This is a genomic window from Microcoleus sp. S36b_A4 (genome assembly GCF_036700645.1).
GTDB lineage: Bacteria > Cyanobacteriota > Cyanobacteriia > Cyanobacteriales > Microcoleaceae > Microcoleus.
In genome coordinates this window covers 1-24,297 of sequence record NZ_JAUBPI010000007.1, presented here as the reverse complement: position 1 = coordinate 24,297, position 24,297 = coordinate 1, and the positions used below count along the sequence as shown (strand labels likewise).

At 46.7% G+C, this 24,297-nt stretch carries 19 protein-coding genes; 9 read left to right on the top strand and 10 right to left on the bottom strand.

Features of this window, described 5'->3' with window-relative positions:
• Positions 1-89 precede the first annotated feature (89 nt).
• On the top strand, positions 90-3,314 hold the full coding sequence (locus tag QUA03_RS03805; protein ID WP_333209792.1) for an efflux RND transporter permease subunit: 3,225 nt from the start codon (positions 90-92) through the stop codon (positions 3,312-3,314).
• Between the two features lie 322 nt (positions 3,315-3,636).
• Positions 3,637-4,818 (top strand): RtcB family protein, encoded by a 1,182-nt coding sequence (locus QUA03_RS03800; protein WP_333209790.1) that lies wholly within the window; start codon positions 3,637-3,639, stop codon positions 4,816-4,818.
• Positions 4,819-4,935: 117 nt separating this feature from the next.
• Here QUA03_RS03800 and QUA03_RS03795 read toward each other — a convergent pair whose 3' ends face one another.
• Positions 4,936-5,301, bottom strand: a complete 366-nt coding sequence (locus tag QUA03_RS03795; protein ID WP_333209788.1) for a DUF4278 domain-containing protein — start codon at positions 5,299-5,301, stop codon at positions 4,936-4,938.
• A gap of 242 nt (positions 5,302-5,543) precedes the next feature.
• Positions 5,544-5,888, bottom strand: coding sequence for a BON domain-containing protein (locus QUA03_RS03790; protein WP_333209786.1), 345 nt, complete (start codon positions 5,886-5,888; stop codon positions 5,544-5,546).
• Between the two features lie 181 nt (positions 5,889-6,069).
• Between QUA03_RS03790 and QUA03_RS03785 the strand changes: the two genes are divergently transcribed.
• Positions 6,070-6,270, top strand: coding sequence for a chemotaxis protein CheW (locus QUA03_RS03785; protein WP_333209784.1), 201 nt, complete (start codon positions 6,070-6,072; stop codon positions 6,268-6,270).
• Here QUA03_RS03785 and QUA03_RS03780 read toward each other — a convergent pair.
• The 8 genes from QUA03_RS03780 to purC all read right to left on the bottom strand — a co-directional run bounded on the left by QUA03_RS03780 (position 6,267) and on the right by purC (position 15,373).
• Positions 6,267-7,529 carry a DNA cytosine methyltransferase gene (locus QUA03_RS03780; RefSeq protein ID WP_333209782.1) on the bottom strand — a complete coding sequence of 421 codons (1,263 nt, stop codon included), beginning with the start codon at positions 7,527-7,529 and terminating at the stop codon, positions 6,267-6,269. The genes QUA03_RS03785 and QUA03_RS03780 overlap by 4 nt on opposite strands.
• A gap of 136 nt (positions 7,530-7,665) precedes the next feature.
• Positions 7,666-8,838: a lipid-A-disaccharide synthase gene (lpxB, locus tag QUA03_RS03775; RefSeq protein WP_333209781.1), complete on the bottom strand. Its 1,173-nt coding sequence runs from the start codon at positions 8,836-8,838 to the stop codon at positions 7,666-7,668.
• Between the two features lie 9 nt (positions 8,839-8,847).
• Positions 8,848-9,450 carry a Uma2 family endonuclease gene (locus tag QUA03_RS03770; protein ID WP_333209780.1) on the bottom strand — a complete coding sequence of 201 codons (603 nt, stop codon included), beginning with the start codon at positions 9,448-9,450 and terminating at the stop codon, positions 8,848-8,850.
• A 41-nt stretch (positions 9,451-9,491) separates the two neighbouring features.
• Positions 9,492-10,286, bottom strand: coding sequence for an acyl-ACP--UDP-N-acetylglucosamine O-acyltransferase (gene lpxA / locus QUA03_RS03765; RefSeq protein WP_333209778.1), 795 nt, complete (start codon positions 10,284-10,286; stop codon positions 9,492-9,494).
• Between the two features lie 114 nt (positions 10,287-10,400).
• Complete coding sequence (gene fabZ, locus QUA03_RS03760) at positions 10,401-10,922, bottom strand: 3-hydroxyacyl-ACP dehydratase FabZ (RefSeq protein ID WP_333163518.1); 522 nt, start codon at positions 10,920-10,922, stop codon at positions 10,401-10,403.
• Positions 10,923-11,008: 86 nt separating this feature from the next.
• Positions 11,009-11,866: a UDP-3-O-acyl-N-acetylglucosamine deacetylase gene (gene lpxC / locus QUA03_RS03755; protein ID WP_333209776.1), complete on the bottom strand. Its 858-nt coding sequence runs from the start codon at positions 11,864-11,866 to the stop codon at positions 11,009-11,011.
• A 211-nt stretch (positions 11,867-12,077) separates the two neighbouring features.
• Positions 12,078-14,459: a BamA/TamA family outer membrane protein gene (locus tag QUA03_RS03750; protein WP_333209774.1), complete on the bottom strand. Its 2,382-nt coding sequence runs from the start codon at positions 14,457-14,459 to the stop codon at positions 12,078-12,080.
• A 185-nt stretch (positions 14,460-14,644) separates the two neighbouring features.
• Positions 14,645-15,373: a phosphoribosylaminoimidazolesuccinocarboxamide synthase gene (gene purC / locus QUA03_RS03745; protein WP_333209772.1), complete on the bottom strand. Its 729-nt coding sequence runs from the start codon at positions 15,371-15,373 to the stop codon at positions 14,645-14,647.
• Positions 15,374-15,766: 393 nt separating this feature from the next.
• On the opposite strand from purC, the gene QUA03_RS03740 reads away from it, so the two are divergent.
• The 6 genes from QUA03_RS03740 to QUA03_RS03715 form a co-directional block, all read left to right on the top strand.
• A complete protein-coding gene (locus QUA03_RS03740) occupies positions 15,767-16,198 on the top strand; it encodes a response regulator (RefSeq protein ID WP_015177949.1) in 432 nt (143 codons plus the stop codon).
• Between the two features lie 118 nt (positions 16,199-16,316).
• Entirely contained in the window at positions 16,317-19,733 is a 3,417-nt protein-coding gene (locus QUA03_RS03735) for a response regulator (protein WP_333209771.1), read from the top strand.
• Between the two features lie 202 nt (positions 19,734-19,935).
• The gene (locus QUA03_RS03730) at positions 19,936-22,236 is read left to right on the top strand and encodes a DNA phosphorothioation-associated putative methyltransferase (protein WP_333209768.1); all 2,301 of its coding nucleotides are present in this window, start codon (positions 19,936-19,938) and stop codon (positions 22,234-22,236) included.
• A gap of 119 nt (positions 22,237-22,355) precedes the next feature.
• Complete coding sequence (locus tag QUA03_RS03725) at positions 22,356-22,841, top strand: GNAT family N-acetyltransferase (protein WP_333209765.1); 486 nt, start codon at positions 22,356-22,358, stop codon at positions 22,839-22,841.
• Between the two features lie 289 nt (positions 22,842-23,130).
• A complete protein-coding gene (locus QUA03_RS03720) occupies positions 23,131-23,547 on the top strand; it encodes a hypothetical protein (RefSeq protein WP_333209762.1) in 417 nt (138 codons plus the stop codon).
• 90 nt (positions 23,548-23,637) lie between these two features.
• Positions 23,638-24,297, top strand: a 660-nt coding sequence (locus QUA03_RS03715) for a transposase (RefSeq protein ID WP_333209760.1), incomplete at its 3' end; no start/stop codon positions are given.

The window sequence follows — 24,297 nt, the reverse complement described above, 5'->3', positions numbered from 1 at the left end:
AATTTGGTCGCCAGCCCCGCGATTCATTCCTTTGCAGGCTGGCTGACTGGGTAAACTTTTCAATTCAAAAATCTAAAATCTAAAATCAAATGACCCCCGACAAACCCGGATTCAGCATTAGCGCGACCGCCATCCGTCGCCATATTGGCACCCTCATGCTGACACTTGCTATTATAATCGTGGGCTTTTTCTACATCACCCAACTGCCCGTTGACTTGCTACCATCCATTACCTATCCCCGCATCGGCGTTCGCTTAAACGCCCCAGGCGTCTCCCCAGAAGTAGCAATAGACGAAGTTACCCGCCCACTTGAACAAGGACTTTCCGCCACTGAAGGCGTCATGCAAGTTTTCTCGCGGACTCGCGAAGGACAAGTCAGCGTCGATTTATTTTTCAAACCCGGGGGCAACATCGACCAGGCCCTCAACGACGCCACCGCCGCGGTCAACCGCATCCGCAACCGACTTCCCGATACAGTTGAATCGCCCACTCTCTTCAAAGTTGACCCTTCCCAGCAGCCGATTTACGAATTTGCCCTCACTTCCAACTCATTGCAAGGAGTTGATTTGCGCGTATTTGCCGACGAAGAATTATCCAGAGAATTAAACGTAATTCCAGGAATCGCAGCAATTGACGTTGCCGGCGGCGTGCAAGAAGAAATTCAAGTAAATATTGACTTAAATCGCTTGCAATCTTTAGGGGTCAGTATTTCCGACGTTTTATCAGCCCTCGAATCCCGCAACCTCGACACTTCCGGCGGGCGGCTGCGGCAAGAAGCAGCGGAACCTTTAACCCGTACCGTCGGGCGATTTAAGAACGCCAAAGAAATTCAGGCAATTTCCTTTCAAGCATCGGGTTCTAATCCACCCAAACGAGTGTTTTTGCGCGATTTTGCTCAGGTAATTGACGGTACAGAAGAAGAGCGAGTTAAAGTATTTCTCAATCAGAAATCCGCCGTAAAAATTAGCATTCAAAAGCAGCCGGACGCGAATACAATCTCAGTTGTAGATGGCATCAAAAAGCGGCTAGAAGAATTAAAAGCATCCGGGGCAATTCCCGAAGGCACGACTATCGTCAATACCTTCGACGAGTCTAAGTTCATCCGCGATTCTATTAGCAACGTCCTATTTTCTGGTTTAACCGGGGCTGTTTTAGCGGGGGCATCTGTATTGCTGTTCCTCGCTTCCCTTCGCCAAACTTTGATTATTGTCGTGGCAATTCCCCTCGCAACTTTAATGGCGATTATCCTGATGGGAGTTTTTGGCCTATCTCTGAACGTTTTCAGTTTGGGCGGTTTGGCGCTGGGTGTGGGAATTGTGGTCGATAACTCGATCGTGATGCTGGAGAATATTGTCGAAGGAACCAGCAATAAAAAAAGTGCCAACGGTCAGCGCTTCAGTAACAAGCAGTTGATGCAGCAAGCAGAAAAAAGCAGCCAAGAATTAGAATCAGCTTTATTTGCTTCCACCATCACTAACTTAGTTGCCGTACTACCATTTTTGCTAATAGGCGGCTTAGTTTCCTTACTTTTCAACGAATTAATCCTCACGATCACCTTTTCCGTCGCCGCCTCTCTGATTGTCGGATTGACAGTAGTACCGATGATGGCTTCTCGACTGCTAGCGCTGCGGCTATCCAGCGGTTTGAGCAACTTTTGGCCGCTGCGCGCATTCGATCGAGCTTTTACTAATGCTACCGCCGGTTACGGTAAATTTTTATCGGGCATAGTGCGGTGGCGATTGATTATCATTGCAGTAGCGATTATTGGATTGGGCGGCGGCAGTTGGCTGATGGCCGGTCAAATCCCCCAGGAAATATTGCCCAGAATTAATACCGGTCAAGCGAGATTGTTCGCTTTGTTTCCTGCCGGCACAAATTTGGCAACCAACCAAAGAATCATGGCAGAAGCTGATAAAATTATCCTCAGCCAACCAGAAACTCAATACACTTTGACGACAGTGGGCGGGCTGTTGTTCGGCAACAATACGGTTGAGAATGTGCTGCGCGGCGGCTGCAACATTACGCTGAAACCTGGCACCAATACATTGGATTTTGTGCAGCGAGTTACGCAAGAATTGAATAAAAAAATTGACTTGCCCAAAAATACTCGTTTGCGTCTGAATCCAGAAAATGTGCGAGGTTTGGTTTTAACTAATTCGCCAGTGCGTGGCGCGGAAGTTGATGTCCTGCTTCAGGGCGAAAACGAGCAAATATTGCAGCAAGCCGGCCGCGAGATATTGGCAACTTTGGATGAGAAGGTAAAGTTAGCTACTTTTCGCCCGGATGCAGACCCGCAGCAAACGGAAGTGCAGATTCGCCCCAACTGGGAACAAGCGGAAATCTACGGCTTGAATGCGAGGCAAATCGGAGAGGCGATTCAGACAGCTATTCAAGGTTCTGTTCCTACGCAATTGCAGCGGGGAAACCGTTTGGTTGATGTGCGGGTACAATTCGATCGCGCTGCTGTTCAATCGATTTCCGCACTAAAATTTATCCCTTTAACTGCTAGGGATAACAGCATTATCCGCTTGAGCGATGTGGCGAATATTGAACTGGGAAAAGCGCCTGGGGAAATTCAAAGGCTTAACCAGCGGCAAGTTTTCATGATTGCGGGGAATGTTAATAAGGGCGCGAGTTTGGGCGCTGCTTTGCAACAAGTGGATACAGTTTTGTCGGAAATCAAATTGCCGCCGGGAGTGCGAGTGATACCTAGTTCGGCGGCGGAAACTAACCGGGAATTGCAAAGTTCGCTGATTGTTTTGGGCTCTTTGGCGGCGTTTTTGGTATTTGTGGTGATGGCGGTGCAGTACAATTCGCTTGTCGATCCGCTGGTGATTATGTTAACGGTGCCGCTGGCTTTGGCTGGGGGGATTTTCGGGCTGTATGCGACTAAAACTGCGATCGGCGCAACGGTGATTGTGGGGGCGATTTTGCTGGTGGGAATTGTGGTAAATAATGCGATTATTATGGTGGAGTTGGCGAACCAAATTCTGGAAGATGAAAAGGTCGATCGCACGACAGCAATTCTCAAAGCGGCACCTCAGCGCTTGCGTCCGATTTTGATGACAACTATTACCACAGTTTTGGGTTTATTCCCCCTAGCTTTGGGCATTGGAGACGGTTCGGAATTCTTGCAACCTTTGGGGGTGGTGGTGTTTTCCGGTTTGTCGCTGGCGACTTTGCTGACGCTGTTTATTATTCCGTGTTTTTACATTTTGCTGCACGATTTCTTCGGAATATTTGCAGGGAATAAGAAACCGCAGGCGGTGGCTATTCCCTTGCAGAAGGCCGGGAGAAAAAATGCGAATTTGTAAAATGTAGCGTCAGCAAATACGCACTTTCCCGCAATCCGGCAGGGGTTTAAACCCCTGCCTCATAGCGAAAGTCGGTTAAAGCCGATTGCTGATTGTGAGGGAAAGCCTTATCGATTTCAGTCCTCTTTTAGAGGACTTTTGCTATGAGACAGGGAATGAATTCCCTGTCGGGCTGTCGGACTTACCAACAATATCGGTGCTGCATTTGATGTTAAGCTGACCCACCGTAATAAAATCAGCCAGTAAGGTGAATTTGACATCAGAAATTATTTATGCTACAATATATACTACATAACAATAAGCAAAATAAATCTCAATAAAAATGCCCTACGAAAAATTAGACATATCAGCCCCAAAACCAGTATTATCTTGGGCAAATCACGCCCTAGGTGAAAAAGAAACCAAGATGACCGCAAACGTAGCATCCTTGCCCTTTGTATTCAAACACGTCGCACTAATGCCCGACGTACATTTAGGAAAAGGCGCTTTAGTCGGTTCAGTAATTGCCACAAAAGAAGCGATTATTCCGGCTGCTGTCGGAGTTGATATTGGTTGCGGGATGGCTGCCATTAAAATGCCATTCAAGGCTCACAAATTAGAAGGTAAACTCAAACAAATTCGCCTCGATATCGAAGCCGCCATTCCCGTGGGATTTGCGGAAAATAAAGAAGTAGAAAAAACAGTCACTAACTGGCAAAAATGGGGCGAGTTTAAGGAACTTCATCAAGGCGTGCAGCACCAAGACAATAAAGCCTTAAAACAAATGGGTTCCCTCGGCGGCGGCAATCATTTTATTGAGGTTTGCGTTGATACTGAAAACTTTGTTTGGCTGATGCTGCATTCCGGTTCTCGCGGCATTGGAAATTTGCTCGCACAGCAGCATATCGAGACTGCTAAAGATTTAGCTAAACTGGCAGAAATTAATCTGGCTGACAAAGATTTGGCTTATTTTGTAGCGGGCACGCCGGAGTTTGCGGCTTACTGGCACGATTTGCAATGGGCGCAAGATTATGCTCGTTTTAATCGCGATGTAATGATGAATCGGTTTAAGCGAATTGTGGAAAAGCACGTCGCGGGAGGCAAATCTGTTAAGCCGTTATTAGAGGTGAATTGCCACCACAATTACGCGGAAAAAGAGGTGCATTTTGGCGAAGATGTGTATGTGACTCGCAAGGGTGCTGTACGCGCGGATGTAGAGGATTACGGGATTATTCCGGGTTCGATGGGGGCGAAATCTTTCATTGTTAAAGGGAAGGGAAATGCTGAAAGTTACTGTAGTTGCAGTCACGGTGCGGGGCGGTTGATGTCTCGCACTCAAGCTAAAAATGTATTTACTCTCGATGATTTGGTGCGGCAGACTGAGGGGGTTGAGTGCCGGAAAGATGAGCAATTTTTAGATGAAATTCCGGGGGCTTATAAGCCGATTGATGAGGTGATGAGTCAGCAGTCGGATTTGGTCGAAGTTGTGGCGACGCTGAAGCAGGTGGTTTGTGTCAAGGGGTGACAGAAACTGGTTTATTTGTACTTCTACCTGGAAAGTGCTTTATGGGAAGAGGGGGAAAATCAAGCGGCTGTTGATTTCCCCCCTCTTGACAAACGCTTTGTTTTCTGAAGCTTTTCTCTAACACACCATGTGTCTCGACTCAATTTCTAGCAAGCGCAGCAGTGTTTCATCGCCCTTGGCCTTGGCTGCTTCCTTTCTACGATCGAGAATATTGCAAAGATTCGCCCGGTGCACTTGCGCCACTTCCACAACTGTTGGGTAATAATCCACCCTCGCTGAGGCGCTAGCTGCTGCGACATCGCCAGCTTGAGCATCTCGCTTTTTGGTATAGTTTGGGCCGCCGTATTTTCTGGGGTTGGGAATGTGTCTCGGATACCGATAGTTCCAGTTTTGCCCCCGGTATTTGCCCGCGACTTCGCCTTCCACCATATCAACTGTCGGAATGTCGTACTCGTAGTTTGAACCGCGATAAGTCAGTTTCATATTTTTTGATCCTTATATTTATGGAGATAAAAAGGGCAGTCAGGTCAGGGTTGGTTTTCTTTGCTAAAACTTTTTTAGTTTCTGTATTCAATTATACTGTTTTTTGAGATAAATCGGTTTTATTTACAATAATTAATATTTTGAGGGGGTGACGGCAACAAAAAACCCGCCGCAGCGGGTTTAATCGAGTTTTTGGCTAATTTGAGCAGCACCCGGAGCGAGACTGCTTCGGTTCCCAAGAACTAGCCGACTGTCACCTGATCGGTTTGCACGTTTGTGGCACCTTCTTCAGCAGAGGCGATCGCCACCAACTTGTCGAGAATTGCCTGACTAGGAACTTGACCTTTGAGAACAACGGTGCTGCTGAGCTGAGCTACATAAACAGTCTCGATATCAGCAACTTCTGCATCGGCGTCAAAAGCTAAAGCAACCCGCTTCGCTAAGCCGCTTTCGTCAAAATTTCCGTCTGGGCCGACTTTAGCAGGAGCGATGGATTGCGCTTGTGCTGCTTGCTGTACTACTTGTGCCATCGGTTCAGCCTGGGGTGCAGGCTTTTCGAGTCCGAACAGTCTTTTAAACCAACCCATAGTAGTTGAGTCTCCTGAAAATACACTTTTTACACAATAGCTCTAGAAGTCCAAAAGACTTGTAATTGTTGCAAAACTCAGTGAAATTTCTCACAATGTTTTCCGGCAGACTTTCACAATCTCAAATCTCCTCTGATATCCAGATGTTGATTTTGCTATTTTATGTATAGGACGCTACGCCTTGGATTGCAGCCCAGTAGTCGAAATAGTTCCCACTTTTACCTTGAAAAAACTTCACAGCGCCCCGGAATACATTCCCGGTTTGTTGAACTACCGGGGACATCTCGTGCGGGTAATCGAACTGTGTTCACTGATACAGGGGACGCTAAACCCGCGCTTAATGGGGGTAGCCCTGGATATACGCTGTCAATCTAATTCTTAACTTTTTAGATAATATTGTTCTGCTTCCGACCAATTGAGTTTAAGCAACGAATCATCTCCCCATGTCAGTTTGAGACTGGGCTTAAAGGCTGTCACCCCTAAAGCGCTAATAATTTGCGCTGCGACAGCTTTCGCCAGTAGCGGTGGTACAGAATTTCCGACTTGGCGAAAACCGTGCCATTTTGTGACGTGAAATCTAAACCAGTCAGGATAGGAATGCAGTCGCGCAGCTTCTCTGACTGTAATGCACCGAGGGGCGATCGGGTGAATCGGTCTCGGCGAAGTATAAGCCCCCCTCGCCCTGTCGGTTCCGGCCCTGAGTGTGTTGCAAACTCCGTCAGGGTGAAGCTTGTAAAAACGGCTGATCGGCTCTTTTTCGCCGTGTTTGGCCGCCTGAAACCTTTCTATACATTCCTGAGAATGTTTAGTTCGCAAACTACCAGAGAGGATTTGTCGATCGTATTCGCGATCGTAGGAATAATCATCATCCAAACCCTCAATTCCGCGCATTATACTCCCATAAGTGCTGCACTTTCCATACTCCGCCATCACCCAATCTCGATGCAGCAACTCGCTGTACTTTTCCACTTCCGGCAAATCTCCAATCGCATCCCAAACTGTCGGGACAGTAGGTAAATTAATTTTTTTATAGCGTTTAGGAATTTTAATTTTTGGCAGTATCGTAGTTTGCTGAGGGTATTTTGGTAGCTCATAACCTTCTTTGCACCCAATCAAAAACAATCGTTTGCGAGCTTGCGGCACTCCATAGTTAACAGCGTTGAGAACTTGATAATTTTCTTCTACTTTATAGCCACGTTTCATAAAAGAGCTAATTAAAACATTCAGGAGTTCTTTGTGTTCTCCTGATGCAATTCCCGGCACATTTTCCATTACAAAAAACTTGGGTTTTAGCTCCAAAACTAAACGCTGAAAGTGAAAAATTAAAGAATTTCGTGGGTCGTCCACATCACGCTTGCCCATCATGGAGAATCCTTGACAGGGCGAACCGCTGATTACTACGTCTATCTCGCGCCGCCCGATCGCCGATTTTTTCCGAATTTCTGAGCCCGTAAGCTGTGTGACATCTTTGCACAGAATAGAACACAGCGGGAAATTAAACTCGTGTGTGGCGCAGTGAATAGGGTCAATTTCGACTGAGGCAAGTACATCAAATCCTGCTTGTTCAAAGCCCAGGGTCATGCCACCCGCGCCTGCAAATAAATCAACAGCGATCGGTCGCTTTTTCCGATTGCTTGGCATAACATTTCAATAAAAAAGTTGCTTTAATAGAAATTAAGGAAATCAACCGCGTTTTTGGTAATAAATCGTGGGTTTGTCCACGAGCCAGCCACAAAGGAACCAGGTTTATACATAACCTTTCAATACCAAAATTGCTTTAAGAAGCTGTATTTAATTTGACATTTTTCATTATTTCCGCAGCAGCCCGATCGCACACACCCACATCTCCGAGATTTTCGCGCATTTCCCGATAACCCGCCAAAGTTTGCTGGCGTCGATCGGCATTTTGCAGCAATTCCAGTGCATGGTTCACTATATTTTCCGCAGTCGCCTCGTCTTGCAGCAACTCCGGGACGATCGGCTTCATTTGCACCAAATTGGGCGGAGACATAAAAGGAATCGAAAATTTCAGGACGTGGCGAGCAATAATCGCCGTAATCGGACTGACGCGGTAGGCGACAACTTGCGGAACGTCGAGCAAAGCTAGCTCCAGATTAACAGTACCAGATTTAGCGATCGCCAGATCGGCAGCAGCCAAGATTTCCAGAGTTTGATTTTCTAACAAAGTAGCCCGCAAACCGTAATTCTCGATCGCCTGTTCAATTTTGCTGCGGAAAGCTTTGTTAGCAAGCGGAATCCAAAAATGAACTTCCGGCAATTTAGCTTGAATAATTTGAGCTGCCTCAAATATAACCGGCATCAGGTACTTGAGTTCTTGGTGTCTGGAAGCGGGAATTAGGGCGATCGACACCTGTTCCGGCAAAATTCCCAAAGTTTTGCGGGCAACTTCCCGGCTGGGCGCAGATTGCATTCTATCCACCAAAGGATGACCGACCCAACTCACTTGGGCTCCTTTTTTTTGATAATAACTAGCTTCCTCTGGGAAAATTGCCAAAAGTTGGTCGCAAATACTGACAATCAGATCAGTATTGCGAGGAGAAATCGACCAAACCCATTCTTGAGGTGCGATGTACCAAACCACGGGCAAATCAGGCAAACAGCGACGGATATAGCTGCCAATACCGAGATTAGGAGTCAAATAATCAATCAATACAACAGCATCCGGGCGGAAGTTTTTGAGATATTGTTTAGCTTTTTGCTGAACTTTGATTGTGGGCCAAATGTACGGCACTGATTCTATAAGGCCCATAGAACCAATGCCCAAAGTATCGCCTAAAATAGTAGCACCCGCTTCCGCCATACGAGGGCCGCCCAATCCGGTTATTTCTAACTCCAAACCAGCGGCGACAGCGTAGCGTTTTAAGGCTGCAACTAACAAAGCTCCTTGCAAATCGCCCGAAACCTCACCAGTGCTGATAAAAATTTTCATATTTTGAATTTATACAGGTGAGATGTTTGCTAATAACTCGGTAACAGCATCATATTGATCGGGCATATTAGCACAGCGTAGCAGTAATTCTAAGTCCAGATCGGGAATGAATGTACTCCGGGCCATCTCCTGATAATTTTCACCTGTTAAGTAATAGATAGATAACTGACTATTTTGCCAAAACCAGACTTCCCGAACGCCCAATCTTTTGTAGAACTCTAGAGTATTTATCCCACCACTGGTAATTACCACTTCAATAGCAATATCTGGGACTATTTTTTGCGTTCCTACATCATAGGAATCATCCGGCTCTTTTCTACCGCCTAATTCTCTGTTACCCAGAGTCGGGGCGCCCTTGCCGTAAAATCGAATCCCATTTGCTCTCATATATGCCTCTAGCAGCATACAGAGAGTTTTCTTGATGATTTCGTGTTCGGGCGAGACAGTCATAATTTGCAGTAGTCGATCGAGATAGAAAAATTTCACACCTCTGAAATCTTTAAAAGCTGCTTCTATCGCTTCAAATTGCTCCCAACTAACATCTGAGAACCTGATGCAGCCATCTGGTTCTGTTTCAGGGGATGTAGATTTGACTGAAGTATATACATTCATAGGGCAACAGTCGCTTAGTTCATAGGTTTATTCTACCTGATTCACTTTTTGCCAGGAATCAAACCTCGCCGCCCTTTGGTTATAGACTGCTGCACAAATCTCTGCAGGTGCTGCAAGTGGGGGTTTTCTGGCAACAAATCCAACTGTTCCAAAGCTTGATTTAGAGTGTAGCCAGAATGGTAGAGAATACGAAAAGTTTTCTTCAAAACTAGCAAATCTTCTGGGGTAAAACCAGCGCGTTCGAGGCCTATTTTGTTGATTGCTCGCACTCTCGAAGGATTTCCCTCGACTAGCATATAAGGAGGTACATCTCGATCGATCCTGCTCAAGCCGCCCACCATAGACAAGCGGCCGATTTGGACAAACTGGTGAACCCCCAAAACACCGCTCAAGCGGGCTTGAGACTCGATTTTAACGTGTCCGGCTAAGGCTACAGCATTGGCGATAATTACTCGATCGGCGATCGCGCAATTGTGTCCCACATGAACATAAGCCATCAATAGATTATGATTGCCAATAGTCGTGCTTTCTCCGGCTCCAGTAGCGCGGTTAATTGTCACGTATTCCCGAATGAGATTGTTGTCGCCAATTTTCACCCTAGTCAGAGAACCCTCGTATTTCAAATCTTGAGGTTCCAAACCAATCGCCGCACCGGGGAAAATTTGATTGCGAGCGCCTATTTCTGTTAGCCCGTCGATAATTGCATGAGCGCCAATCTTAGTCTCCGGCCCGATTTTCACTCTTTCCCCAATTACAGCATAAGCTCCCACTTCTACAGTCGGGTGAAGTTCAGCGCGGGGATGAATCACAGCAGTTGGGTGAATCAAAGTAAGCATTTTTCAGTTGTCAGTTGTCAGTTGGCTGTTGTCCGTTGTCTGTTGACTGTTGGCTGTCGTCTGTTGGCTGTTCTTAGTTATAAATTACCAATTACCCGTTACCAATTCCCCAATTTAATCTACCATCGAAAACGTCAATTCCCCTTCACAAACTTTTTGTCCGTCTACTTCAGCCAGAGCCTGCATTTTTGCAAAGCGGCGGCGTTTTACCCACAGCAATTCTACAGTCATCAGCAACTGATCGCCCGGTACAACCTGACGACGGAACTTGACTTGATCAATTCCGGTAAACATCCACAATCCTTGCTTGATGTCAGGCAACTGAGCCAGAACAATACCGCCAACTTGAGCCATCGCTTCGACAATTAATACTCCAGGCATAATCGGCCGTCCGGGGAAATGCCCTTGAAAATGTGGTTCGTTGAAAGTCACATTTTTAATTCCTACAGCCTTCTCGGACGGCACGTAATCAACAATCTTGTCAACCAGTGCAAAAGGATAGCGATGAGGCAATAATTTCTGAACTTCTTCGAGAGTAAAAGTAGATTTAACCGCTGGAGAATCTTCACCGTTTTTGGTGGAGACGGATTCAGAATTAGCAGTATTGAGGGTGTTAACTTCAGTCAGCGTAGACATTTCTTGAAGAATTTTGAGTGTGGTATTGCAGAAGGCAGAAGTCAGAAGGAAGATGCAATCTTAACAGAATATCACCTTGTTTTTTCCTAACTTTTATCTAGGGTAGCTAGAGCTTCCGATTTCAGGGCTTGGGCGAGTTGGACGTGCAGGTTGTGACTGGCTTTGTAAGCCAAGTAGTGAGCTTTTGGCCAAGTTCCGAGCAGACTGAGGTCGCCTACTAAGTCTAGGATTTTATGGCGCACTGGTTCGTTGGCAAATCTCAAAGGCGGGTTGAGCCAGCCGGATCGATCGCAAACTAGGGCGTTCTCTAGGGTACCACCTTTGATCAAACCTGCTTGTCGCAATTGGTCAACTTGGCGAGCAAGTCCAAAAGTGCGGGCTGGGGCGATCGCGCTAGCAAAACTTTCTGCTTCTGGCGACCAACTGTACCATTGATTGCCGATCGCCTGTTCCTCAAAATCAATTCCGTAACTAAATCGAGTTTCGGCTGAGGGTAAAGCCGCTGCAAAAGCATCCCCGTGGCGCACCCAAATTGGCTGTTCTAGGACGCAGGAGGGAGTGGGGGCTTGCTTCGATTCTTGAGGAACTAAGCCGGTATGGGCGATCGCCTCTACCCAAACCAGAGCCGAACCGTCCAGCAGCGGCACTTCCGGCCCATCAACCTCTATTCGAGCATTATCCGCTCCCATCCCCGCTAAAGCCGCTAATAAATGCTCTACAGTGCGAATTTGAGCATCGATACCTGCCAGTTCAGTTGAAAGTGCAGTCTGAGAAACCGCCTCAATTTTTGCAGGAATTATCGGAGCACCAGGCAAGTCAACTCTGACAAAATAGCGGCCTTCCCCAACCTCCGCAGGCAAAACTCGGACGCGAGTTTGTGTGCCGCTATGCAAACCGATTCCCGACAGTTCAAATTCAGATTTTAAGGTACGTTCAATAGTCATTAGTCATTAGTTAGTAGTCAGTAGTTAGTAGTCAACTGTCAACTGTCAACTGTCATTAGTCAGTAGTTAGTAGTCAACTGCCAACTGCCAACTGCCAACTGCCAACTGCCAACTGTCAACTGTCAACTGTCAACTGTCAACTGCCAACTGCCAACTGTCAACTGTCAACTGTCAACTGTCAACTGCCAACTGTCAACTGTCAACTGCCAACTTAGAATCGTTCACCAATCCCAAAGTGAATTTGATTGTCGCCAGTGTCGTTGATACCGTAATCGATCCGGATCGGCCCTAAAGGAGATTGAATCCGCACGCCGAGGCCGTAACCGTAACCGCTACCGGGCTTTTCGCGGATACCTGCCGGGTCGCCTGGGACATCTTTGCCCGTACCCAAGTCAGTGCCAGCATCCAAAAATAGCGCTCCGCCGAGAAACGAAATAATCGGGAAACGGTACTCAACGCTGGCTTCTAGGAAGCTGCGGCCGGCTCCCATGTCGCCTTCGTCGTATCCGCGCACCGAGTTGGCGCCGCCCAAGGCAAAGGCTTCGTAGGGAGGCAAATCTCCGAATACGGTGCCGCCCCTAAAACTGAATGCCAGGGTTTGAGGGCCGGGGGTAAAGTTAGTGTACTTGACTGGTAGGTACAAGCTGTAGCTGGCCCGCAGGCGGTTTAACAGGATGCTGCCGGAACCTACAGGAATCGATTGTTCCATCCCAAACCTGAGCAGGGAACCGCTAGTGGGGCGGAGGGGGTCGTTGCGCCGATCGCGCACAACACCTGCTTGCAAAGTTGTCAAGTCATCCGAGCCCGAATCGCTAAAACTCAACAGGTTGCCGAGTTCGTCCTCGGACTCGCGCCTGCCTTTGCGATCGGTAATTGAGACTCGCTGGTACTGCAAGCCGACTGAAGCAGTCCACTCAGAATCGGCAAAAGGATTGCGCGACAGGGGACGGGTGAAATTGATGCCGGCCCCGGTGCGATTGATGCGGGGTCGATCGTCGTTGGGCAATCTAACTTCCCGTTCGCCGCCGTCAAAAATCACGCTGATCGATCGTCTTCTAAACGCATTAATCGTATAAGAAGTCCGGTAAGGATCGCCCGCAATCCAGGGATCTGTAAAACTCAAGTCAAACAGATTTTGGCGTTCCCCTATTTGCACCTCCGCGCCCAACTTTTGGTTCCTACCTCTGAAGTTTTGCTGCTGGTAACTCAGCGTACCGAACAAACCCGTCGCAGAACTCAAACCCGCACCCGCCGCCAGAGAACCGGTATTTTTCTCAATGACGTTGACAATTACCCTTGCCTTGCGGGGGTCAGTCGTTCCCGGTTCCAAGGCAAGTCGCACGTCTTCAAAAATTCCCAAACCAAACACCCGTCTCAAATCCCTTTCCGCCTTGGTGCGGTTAAAGATGTCTCCGGGCTTGAGTTCTACTTCGCGGGTAATGACAAACTGACGGGTGTTGCCTCCGATGGGCTGACCCGTGGGATCTGTTGCCTCTCCCTCCTTGTTCAGGAAGCGGACATCAACGGATTCGATCTGGCCTTCTGCCACTACCAGGGTGACAGTGCCGTCGTCTGCTACTTGCGGGGCATCAGTAATTTGGCCCAAAACATAGCCGTTCTCTTGATACCACGCATTAATTTTTTTCACTCCCTCCTCAAAGCGGCGGAGGTTGAGAATTTTGCCGTATTGATCGCGGAAGCTTTCGTCAATTACGCTTTGGGGCAGGACTTGCTGGCCGGTGATTGTCACTCCCTGCAGCACTGGATTTGGCTGGACAATAAAAGTCACCCGGACGCCCAACGGGGTGTCTTCCGGTACTGCCCGCACGTTTCTGAAAAAGCCTGTGGCAAAAATGGCGTTGATGTCTTGTTGCAGTTGGCTGCGGTTGGTCGTGCGTCCTGGTTGGGTGCTGATGACTCGGTAAATTTCCGTTTCCAAGTCTTCCGTCGCCCCGGTGACTGTCACTTCTGCAACTAGCACTTGCGGTTCTGCCGCCCCGGCGGGTGCAGGGGCTTGTCTCGGCTGCGGTGCTGGGCCAGGGGGCAAAGAGGGAACGGTGTTAGCGGGTAGTCCCGTCGGGGCCGGTCTGGGCGTAACTTGGGCGTTTTGAGCGATCGCCCCGGATTCATCTGGTTTCCCTAGCTCTGCTGCGATCCAGGCGGGCATTACCGCCGCTTCCGATGGGGGGAGCGAGCTTTCCTGTTGCGCCTCTGGCAGGGCGTTTTGGCTGCTAGAGGCGGGGGAAGGGTTGGATGCTAGCTCGGGTTTGAGTTCAAGGATCGGAGGTGAAACCGGGGAGGGCGGGTCTGTGACTTGGTTTGGGGGTTCCCGGTCGTTCCCTCCTCTGGCAGGGGCCTCCGCTATTTTTAGGGCTTCCCCTTTGCTGGTTTTAGCGGCTTTGCGGTTTTGAGGAGGGTTTGGGGTTAATTCTGGAAGGGGGCGATCGGGTAATTCGATCGGCGGGGCGGGCCGGGCGGCAGCCAAAGCTTCCTCTGCTGATTCAGAGTAGGATGTTTGGCCGGAAGCAGAATTTGATAACCCGAATGTTGCTGAGGCAGTAAAAACTGCCACCAATACAGCAGATAAACGCATTTTTGTTCACTTTTTTGGGCAATCCACACACCACATTAGTCATTAGTCATTAGTCATTAGTCATTAGTTATATAAGTCGGTGGAATTTCGCGCTGACCGCTAATTGATGACTGTTGACCGCTGATTGCTGACATTGAAAGCAGAAGGGTGACAAACTGTGCAATTCTAGCGCATTACCAAGGCCTCTAGACTTTCTGAGCGAGAACGCGTTGGAGAACTTGCTGGTAAGCGGTTTCTACCGATCCTAAGTCGCGGCGGAATCGGTCTTTGTCCATAACACGGGCGTCGGGGTCGGCTTCTGCGTTGTCCCAGAGGCGGCAGGTGTCGGGACTGATTTCGTCGGCGAGGATCAGATTTTGATGTTGGTCGATACCGAATTCTAGTTTGAAGTCTACCAGGGTGATGCCGCACTGGCTGAAAAATTCTTTGAGTATTTCGTTAATTTCGCGGGCGGCGATTTCTAGTTGGTCTACTTGTTCGGGGGTGGCTAGCTGCATTAGCAGCAGCCTGTCGCGGGTCAGTAGCGGATCTCCCAAATCGTCGTTTTTGTAATAAAACTCCACCAGCGGCGGATTGACAATTGTGCCTAGGGCGAGGCCTGTTTGCTTGCACAGACTGCCGGCGGCAATGTTTCTGACTACGACTTCCAATGGCAAGATTTGGACGCGACAGACTCGCATTTCGTTGGGGGCCGGCGTGTCGATGAAGTGGGTGGGAATGCCTTTGGCTTCTAGCATCCGAAACAGGTGGGCGGATACGGCGCAGTTGATTTCGCCTTTGCCGACGATGCTGCCGCGTTTCTGAGCGTTAAAGGCTGTGGCGTCGTCTTTGAAGTGGGTCAGCAAAATTTCGCTGTCTTCGGTGGAGTAGAGGATTTTGGCTTTGCCTTCGTAGAGTTTGCGATCGGCTGACATGGCGATTAATAATAAGGTAGATGAGTTTTAGATTTTACCGTAGCTCGATCGGGTGTTATTGGCGAGTTTTTGGATCTCCGCTGCACCGCTCATGCTCTGACCAAGAATTTCGTGATGGTACAAGCTCCCGGATTTATCCGTGGAATCAATCCCAAATCTCAAATCTAAAATCCTCAAGCCCCCGCATTTATCCGTCGGGTCAATCCAAAATCTCAAATCTCAAATCGAATGACGGGCAAGTACGCCTGCAGGTAGATACTGTCATCGACCCCGGCATAAATGATTCTTGACAAAGGACAATAGATATTAAACCTGCTGGGTTCGCGATCCGTGCTGACAAAACCTCGCAAACGAGACGGGCGCTTAAAAAAACATCTAGAAAATGGCTGATTTATGCAAGACAAAAAAATTCATATTCTCTTGGTAGAAGATGATGAGGTTGATGTGATGAACGTCCGGCGAGCTTTCAAAAAAAATAACATCGTCAACCCCCTCTACATTGCTGCCAATGGATTAGAAGCTCTAGCTATATTACGTGGAGAAGGAAAAATAGATCCTCCCATGCCTAAAGCGCGCAGGTTGATTTTGCTGGACTTGAATATGCCAAGAATGAGCGGGATCGAGTTTTTGCAAGAATTGCGACTAGATGAATGTTTGAGGTCGATTCCGGTAATCGTCCTCACAACTTCTAATGAAGATAGAGATAAAGTAAAAGCTTATAATTTGAATGTAGCGGGCTATATTCTTAAACCTGTTACTTTTTCTAACTTTGTGGAAGTGATGGCTACCCTAAACAAATACTGGATGCTGAGCGAAATTCCCTAAAATAGGGAAATTTGAATATTTTTTTTCAAAGAAGATTTATGATTTTTCAGCGATGCAGTTGTTTGAATTCCTTTTTCTCGACAGCAGCTTTTTCGGAGTAATCCACAATTCGGTTTTTATGGACAAAATTCTCACAATTCTGATAGTTGATGACGATGCAGTAGATCGAATGGCGATCAAACGCTCGCTCAAGTCCGCTGGTGTTTCGGCAGAAGTTACTGAGGCAGAAGACTGCGCGGATGCCCTGGTCCAACTCTCGGTCAGCAAAAATTCTACGCAGGCTACCGCGAAACTCTCCCAACAAAATAAATCTCAACCTTTAAGCGAGCTTGAGGAGACAGAACAGGGGCTGCTATTAAATCAAATATTTGAGTGCAAATTTGACTGCGTATTCCTCGACTACGGATTGCCGGACGGAGACGGACTGAGTTTGGTAAAACATCTACGAGAAGCGGGACTGAAAGTTCCCTTAATTGTACTCACAGGTCAAGGCGACGAACAAATTGCTGTGGAATTGATGAAGGCAGGAGCTTCTGATTATATCGCTAAAAATAAGCTTTCTCCCGAAAGTTTGTCTCGCAGTTTGTCCAATGCGATGCGGGTTTACCGCGCCGAATTTCAGGCGTTTCATACCAGTCAAAAGCTTAAGGAAAGCGAAGAACGGTACAGGTTAGTTTTAGAGGGAGTGAACGACGGAATTTGGGATTGGGATTTAAGTAAAAATGAGGTTTATTGGAACGATCGCCTTTTGGAAATTATCGGTTTGTCGCGCAAGCAATTTGGCAGGACTATGGAAGCTCTATATAACCGCCTGCACCCGGATGACAAGGAGGGAATTGTCGCGGCGATCGCAGCTCACTTGGAACAAGAAATAGATTACAATGTAGAATTTCGGCTGCTGCACTCAAACGGTGTTTACCGCTACTGCACTTCTCAGGGAAAAGCTCAGCGCAATTCCCAAGGAAAACCGCTGCGAATGGCCGGTATGATTAGCGATATTACTGAGCGGAAACAGGCGGAAGATGCTCTGGAAAGGGAACGGCAGCAACTGAGACAAATTATTACTTGCGTGCCTGTAGCAATGGCGATGTTAGATACACAAATGCGCTATATGGCTAACTCTAAAAAATGGGTTAGTCAATTTAATTTGGGCTTGCCGTCCCTAAATAATCTCAGCCATTACGAATTGTTTCCAGATACGCCGAATCGCTGGAAAGTAATGTACCAAGAAGTGCTCCAAGGCAAGGTAGTTTCTGTCAGCGAAGATGCTTGGGAACGAGCAGACGGCTCTGTTATCTATCTGCGCTGGGCCGCTCACCCTTGGTACAATCCAGACGGTAAAGTAGGGGGAATTGTGATGGTTGCCGACAAGATTAATGAGTTGGTGGAAGCGCGCGAAACTGCCTTAGAAGCTAGCCGGGTGAAGTCGCAATTCTTGGCGAACATGAGTCACGAAATTCGCACTCCGATGAATGGGGTTTTGGCAATGGCTCAATTGCTGCTGCGCGCTCCTCTGGAACAGAAACAGCGGGACTGTGCTCAGACGATTTACCGCAGTGCTGAACATTTGCTAAATGTTATTAATGATATTCTCGATTTCTCTAAGATTGAAGCTGGAGAGATGCGGCTGGAAAAAGCTAATTTTGATTTGGATACTTGCGTTGAGTCGGTGATAGAAATTATAGCGCATTTGGCAGAAGAAAAAGGTATTGAATTGAATATTTTAGTTGACAGCTCAGTGCCGAAAAAGTTAATGGGCGACTCGGGAAGATTGAAGCAAGTTTTGCTGAATTTGACGGGTAATGCCATAAAGTTTACGGATCGCGGTCAAGTTTTAGTTCACGTAACGGTGAAACAAGGCAACCGAATGGCAGAGGGTAGACAAGGGGCAAGATTGCTATTTTCCGTCCGAGATACTGGCATTGGAATTTCGGCCCAGGGGCAAACAAAGTTGTTCCAATCTTTTTCTCAGGTAGACGATTCTCCTACTAGGCCTTACGGCGGGACGGGTTTAGGTTTGGCTATTTGCAAGCAGTTAGTGGAGATGATGGGAGGGGAGATTGGAGTCCGCAGTTTGCTAGGCAGCGGTGCTACTTTTTGGTTTACTGTACCTTTGGAAAAACAGTTGGCAGTTGAGCCTCATGATCCCGAACTAGCGGGCAAGAAGTTATTAGTAATCTCTGGAAGCGCTTTGAGGAGGGCAGCGGTGCGCTCGCTCGCTCAAAGTTGGGGTGCCCGCTGCGACGAGGCAGAAACTGCTGCTGAGGCTTGGAGTTGGTTGAAAAATACCCAGGGTGGGATTTCTCAGAATTCGGGAGAAGGGGGAAAAAGCTGGGATGTGGTGCTGGTGGACTTGCAAATGCCGGAGTTGGATGCGGAGGAATTTGCTAGGAAAGTGCGATCGACCTCGACAGTTGGCTCGTTAATCGCCATGACTGCTTTGCGGGAACAGCCGAAGGCTGAATCGCTTTGCAGTCGAGGTTTTAACGGATATTTGATCGAGCCGGTGCGACCAAGCCGCCTGCTTGAGGCAATGCTTGCGCCGGTGAAGGGAACGGGAGATTTTGGGAGAGTGGAGGCTGCTAATACTTACAAGTTGCCACCAGTTAATACTCAATATGTTACTCCCAATTTGCTGTCATCGCTAAGGATTTTGGTGGCGGAAGACCACCCAATCAATCAACAAGTTCTTGTCGAACAGTTGGCAGTTTTAGGCTATCAAGCTGACTGCGTGGTCAACGGTCAAGAAGCGCTGGATTTGCTGGCAAAAAAAAGCTATGATTTAGTGCTGATGGACTGTCAAATGCCGATACTTGATGGTTACAAAACGGCGCAAAAGTTGAGGCAAATTGAAGGAAGAGATCGGCATACTTTTGTGATGGCTTTAACGGCTCATGCTATGCCGGGTGAACGAGAAAAGTGTCTGGCAGCGGGGATGGATGATTATCTCAGTAAACCTGTAGATTTAGATGCTTTGGCGGCGGCTCTGAAAAAGTATGAAGCCCTAAATGTTCAGGGTGACAATAAGTATGGAGTTAAAAGTATAAATTCGGCAAATAAATCTCAATTAGCAACAAATTATACAGAAGTTATGGAAAAAGCGCAGGTTGTGGCTGGGCCGACACCAAGGGCGATCGCACCTCAAACTTGGGAACATATAGACTACGACGGACTGTTCGACAAGAGCAGATTGGAGCAACTCGGACGAGTTAATATTAAATTGCCAGAGCGACTTTTGCAAGCTTTTGTGGCAGGCGCGCAAGCTGATGTAGCTGCTGCCAAAATAGCCGTAGAAGCTAAAGATTGGCAAGCTGTGGAATATCAAGCCCACCGTCTCAAAGGAACTTCTGCTAATGTAGGAGTTGCTCTGATGTCGGATTTGGCCGCACAATTGGAGCATCAAGCGCGAAGCTTTCAATCTGAATCACCCGATGTGGAATTGTTAAATATTGAGAGGGTTGAAAACATATTAGTAAGTTTGTTCAGTCATCTAGCTAGGGTTCAAAAATTTGTGGAAACACGAATATTTGGTTAATATCTTACTCGATCATAGTTGCTCGTAGTCGGCAATTAAAATCGCCATTACAAAAACGAAGTTTCTCTCTAAGAGACTAAGAAATAGAGCGGTAAGGTACGGAGTGTCCATCCTAAATAGAAAAAATCTAGGAAAATCTTCTTTCTTTCTTTCGTCACTCCGTGTTCTCTGCGGTTAATTAAAAATAATAATTAATTTAGCTATGAATTACGATACCAGTACAAACACTATTTTAGATAGCAATTTATTAAAAAACGATGAAAAAATGCTAACGCCTTTGAGGGTTTTTGCTCGGGAAGTTTTATTGTATGAAAACGAGGCTATCTCTGAGCAATATTCTGTAAATGTTGTGCCGTACCCGCAAGATGAAAACAATAATTTATGTGTTGACAATCTCCTAGCAAAAGTGGCTCGCTGCTGTCGCGAAAGCAAGGTGGGCAAAAAATTACCGACGGCTTTTTACGTTCACGTTTCGGCTTTACAGACACTCCACCCTGTCCTCGGTATCTACGAAAATTGTGCCAGACACACTCTCGAAAATATTGATAAAGCAACTTTAGTGAAATTTTTGCTCCATCAACCTAAAATATCTTATCTTTTTTACCCTGATTTCGATACTGACGCTCATCCTGCTTTGCAAACCAGCATCCAAATTAATCTAGCAACAGGGGAAGTTAAATATTTCGATTACAGCAACAGCGAAAATCCTCCTGTTTTGCACCGTAAGGAAACTTTTGTAGCTGCCGATTATCCCAATTACGAAAAGTTTGCAAGGCTGACTCGCTGCGAGGAAAAGTGGGGGCTGCTTGATAACACTAGCGTGATCGGCACTCGCGAGGGTTGGCTCAAATATTTGGGATATTGCGGTGTAGACATCCAAGATCATACTGTTGTCGAGCGTTTGAAACAGGAGAATAGTGAGCTATCAATTCCTAAGATCGAGCGACACAAAGCTGCAATGGTACGCAACTCGCTTTCTAAACCTCTGCGTCTGGTTTTAGAAGCTGATTTAGTGAGGGACGGGGCGACTTTTTTTGATTACGGTTGCGGTTACGGTGGGGATGTTAAATATATTGCACAAGAGGGTTATGCTATTTCTGGTTGGGACCCATACTATCAGCCGGATACTCCGCGAATTTGTGCTGATATTGTGAATATTGGTTATGTGATTAATGTGATTGAATCTTTGGCGGAACGCCGAGAAGCGTTGCTGAATGCTTGGGAATTAACTAAGAATTTATTAGTTGTGGCGGCTCAGGTTTTGATTGATGATAGCGATCGAGGTCAAATTGCTTATGGGGATGGGGTGATTACTTCTCGGAATACTTTTCAGAAGTATTACGAACAAGAAGAGTTGAAGGTTTATATTGACCAAGTTTTGAATGTTGATGCGATTCCCGTGGCTTTGGGGATTTATTTTGTGTTTCGGGATGCTGCGGAGGGTGAAGGTTTTCGCGCTTCTCGGTTTCGATCGCACTTATCGACTCCCAGGGTGCGATCGCAAGTTAAGCGTTTTGAAGATTATGCGGAAATGTTGGCTCCTTTGATGGCTTTTGTGAGCGATCGAGGCCGGCTTCCGGTTAAAGGCGAACTAGCGGAAGAATCGGCGATTAAGGGGGAATTTCACAGTTTTAATCGCGCTTGGAGGGTGATTTTGCAAGCAACGGATGCGGATGATTGGGAGAGAATCGCCGACAAGCGCCGCCAGGATTTGCTAGTATATCTCGCTCTCAATGGTTTGGGAGAGCGGCCTTCAATGCGCCGACTCCCGGCTCAAATCCGCAACGACATCAAAGGTTTGTTTGACAATTATCAAAAAGCTTGCACTTTGGCAGATTTAATGTTATACAGTTTGGGCAAACCTGATATTGTTGCCGATTGCTGTGAAGATAGTGCGATCGGCTACAAACAGCATGGTTCCCTGTCAGTTCACGTCTCTGCATTAGAAGAACTCGACCCTTTGCTCAGGCTCTACGAAGGCTGCGCCAACCGCACAATCGGCAGGCTTGACGGCGCGACAATAATCAAATTTTACGCTCGCAAACCTCAAATTTCCTATTTATTTTATCCAGATTTTGACACTAACCCGCATCCAGCCCTTCACACTTCGATGCACATCGATTTGCGCGACCTTTCTGTGAGCTATCAAGACTATTCTGATGTGTATAATCCGCCAATTTTAGTTAGAAAAGAAGCTTTTGTTACTGCTAGTTATCCCCATTACGACAAGTTTGCGAAACTCACCCGCCAAGAAGAAAAGTTAGGGATTCTAGATCGTGGCGTAGTTAAAAAGCATCGGGAATGGGTGAAGTGTTTGGAGGAAAATTGCGTTAAAATTAAGGATCATAAGTTGTTTTGGCGATCGAATGCTGACCCAGAAAAATTGAAAATGCTGCAAAAAGCTGCGTCGGAACGTCACCAGAAAAAGATTGAGTTTAATGCAGGAAAGATTGAACAAACCGCAGAGAGCGCAGAGGATGGAAAAGAAGAGGGAGAGGAATAGGAATATTTATGGAAGCGAAGTATGATTTTAGTTAGGGTACGCCCGAGGCGATCTATCTAACATTACCTCGGAAAACTCGGATCTCAGCTATTACAAGTGTGACGTTCAAACGTGAAGTTATGATTAATCTACGCTCCGCGACTTCCGCTGATTTGGATCTGTTACGACACTGGGATGAGCAACCTCACGTAATTTCGTCAGATCCTAACGATGACTGGGCTTGGGAGGTGGAACTTGAGCGCGCGCCCGATTGGAGAGAACAATTGATTGCTGAAATTGATGGTCGTCCCATCGGATTTATCCAAATCATCGATCCGGCACGCGAGGAGACCAACTATTGGGGTGATGTGGCGGCGGATCTTCGTGCTATTGACATTTGGATTGGGCAAGAAGCTGATTTAGGCAAAGGCTATGGAACACAAATGATGCAGCTTGCAATTGTCAGATGTTTCGCAGATCCGGCGGTGAAGGCTGTCCTCGTCGATCCGCTTGCCAATAATACTCGGGCCCACAACTTCTATGAACGTCTTGGCTTTCAATTTATCGAGTACCGAAAGTTCGGTGATGATGATTGCTTCGTTTATCGCCTGAACCGAGTAGATTGACACTATGAATTGATCTCGCATTGCTCTAGCAGCAGTCCGTGAGCGATCGCACAAATCTACAAGTTATTTTTTGAGCCGTGATTTGAAAATATTAGATGATCCTTACAGTACCTTTCGATTTATTTCGGGCAGTGTGTGGAGTAGAGATCGCCTAAAATCCATAAACCGCCGAAAATTTAAACCCCCTTCCTAGACTGAGAATCGTTTTTTGCAAAAAGCTTTAACAAATATATGTAAAACTTTAGCCCCAAAATTGGTATCATCTAAAGTTTGAGAAATGGATATTTTTATGAGCTACAATGAATCGAAAAAGATTTACGCTGCATACGAAGCATTTATACGTTCACTAAGTGAGAAGTCTAATATTTTTTGTTCAGAGATATGGGCTGGTCTCGGTTTAGCTATTTTATCCCGTGTGATTGGAGTTGTTGGGATAATTATTAGTTTGTTATTGCTGGCTTTTACACTATTAGCAATAGTTCCATTAATTGTTCCATTGAGCGTGTTTTTAATATGTGCAATGATTGCGTTTTTTATTGAATGGATGGCAGAGTTCACAACGAAAAATCAGAAGCCAAATGTGATTAATGTAGCAATATGTTCTAAAGAACAAGTCATTTATCAATCTCGGAGTTACCGTCAAGATGTCTATTATCTCCATGTGTATATTAAGAGTGGCTATAGAGTTGACTGTAGTTTAGACTAACCAAAGATGAGAACGGTGGCTTTCAGAAGAACTAGAGCCACCGCGCTAGGAGAGAATAAGGGTGAAAAATAAAACCTATCCACTCCTTAAATGAACAGTGAACGATTAAAGGACTTTCGTCAAGCAGCATACGAGTTATTGGTGCAAGCGAAAGATGCGACATTTGAGCTGATGGATGCAGTGATGACCACTCCGAATGCGTCATGTTTAGCGGAATTTTCACTAAATCCATTATTCAAGCGTCAATGGCCAAGCATCTATGAAGCATTACAAGACTGTAGACCAGACCGAAAAAAACTGATGGAGTTGTATCTGGAGCAATTACAGAAAGAAGTACCCCCAACAGAACACATATTAGTAGCAATCGACCACACTGCATGGGCTCGACGAGATGCCAAAACATTAAAAGACAGAACCCATGAATATCAGAGGGGCGTAATTATTGGACAGGGGTACAGTACCATTGCGTGGATACCATTCGCACAAGGAAGTTGGGCATTACCCCTACTCCATGAAAGAATTAGTAGTGGGTCTTCACCGATACTTCCAGCAGCTTCCCAACTTAAACTTGTCTGTGAACAGAGCGTCAACCCAGTTTTAGCAGTTTTGGATCGAGAATATGGCAATGCAACCTGGGTATTAGCGCAAGCAGATATTCAAGCTGATTGCTTAATAGACCTCTTGCGAAAGTCTCAGACGAGCGCTAGTTTGTCTTCAAAAAAAGTTCATAATTATAAATACCAGCGATCA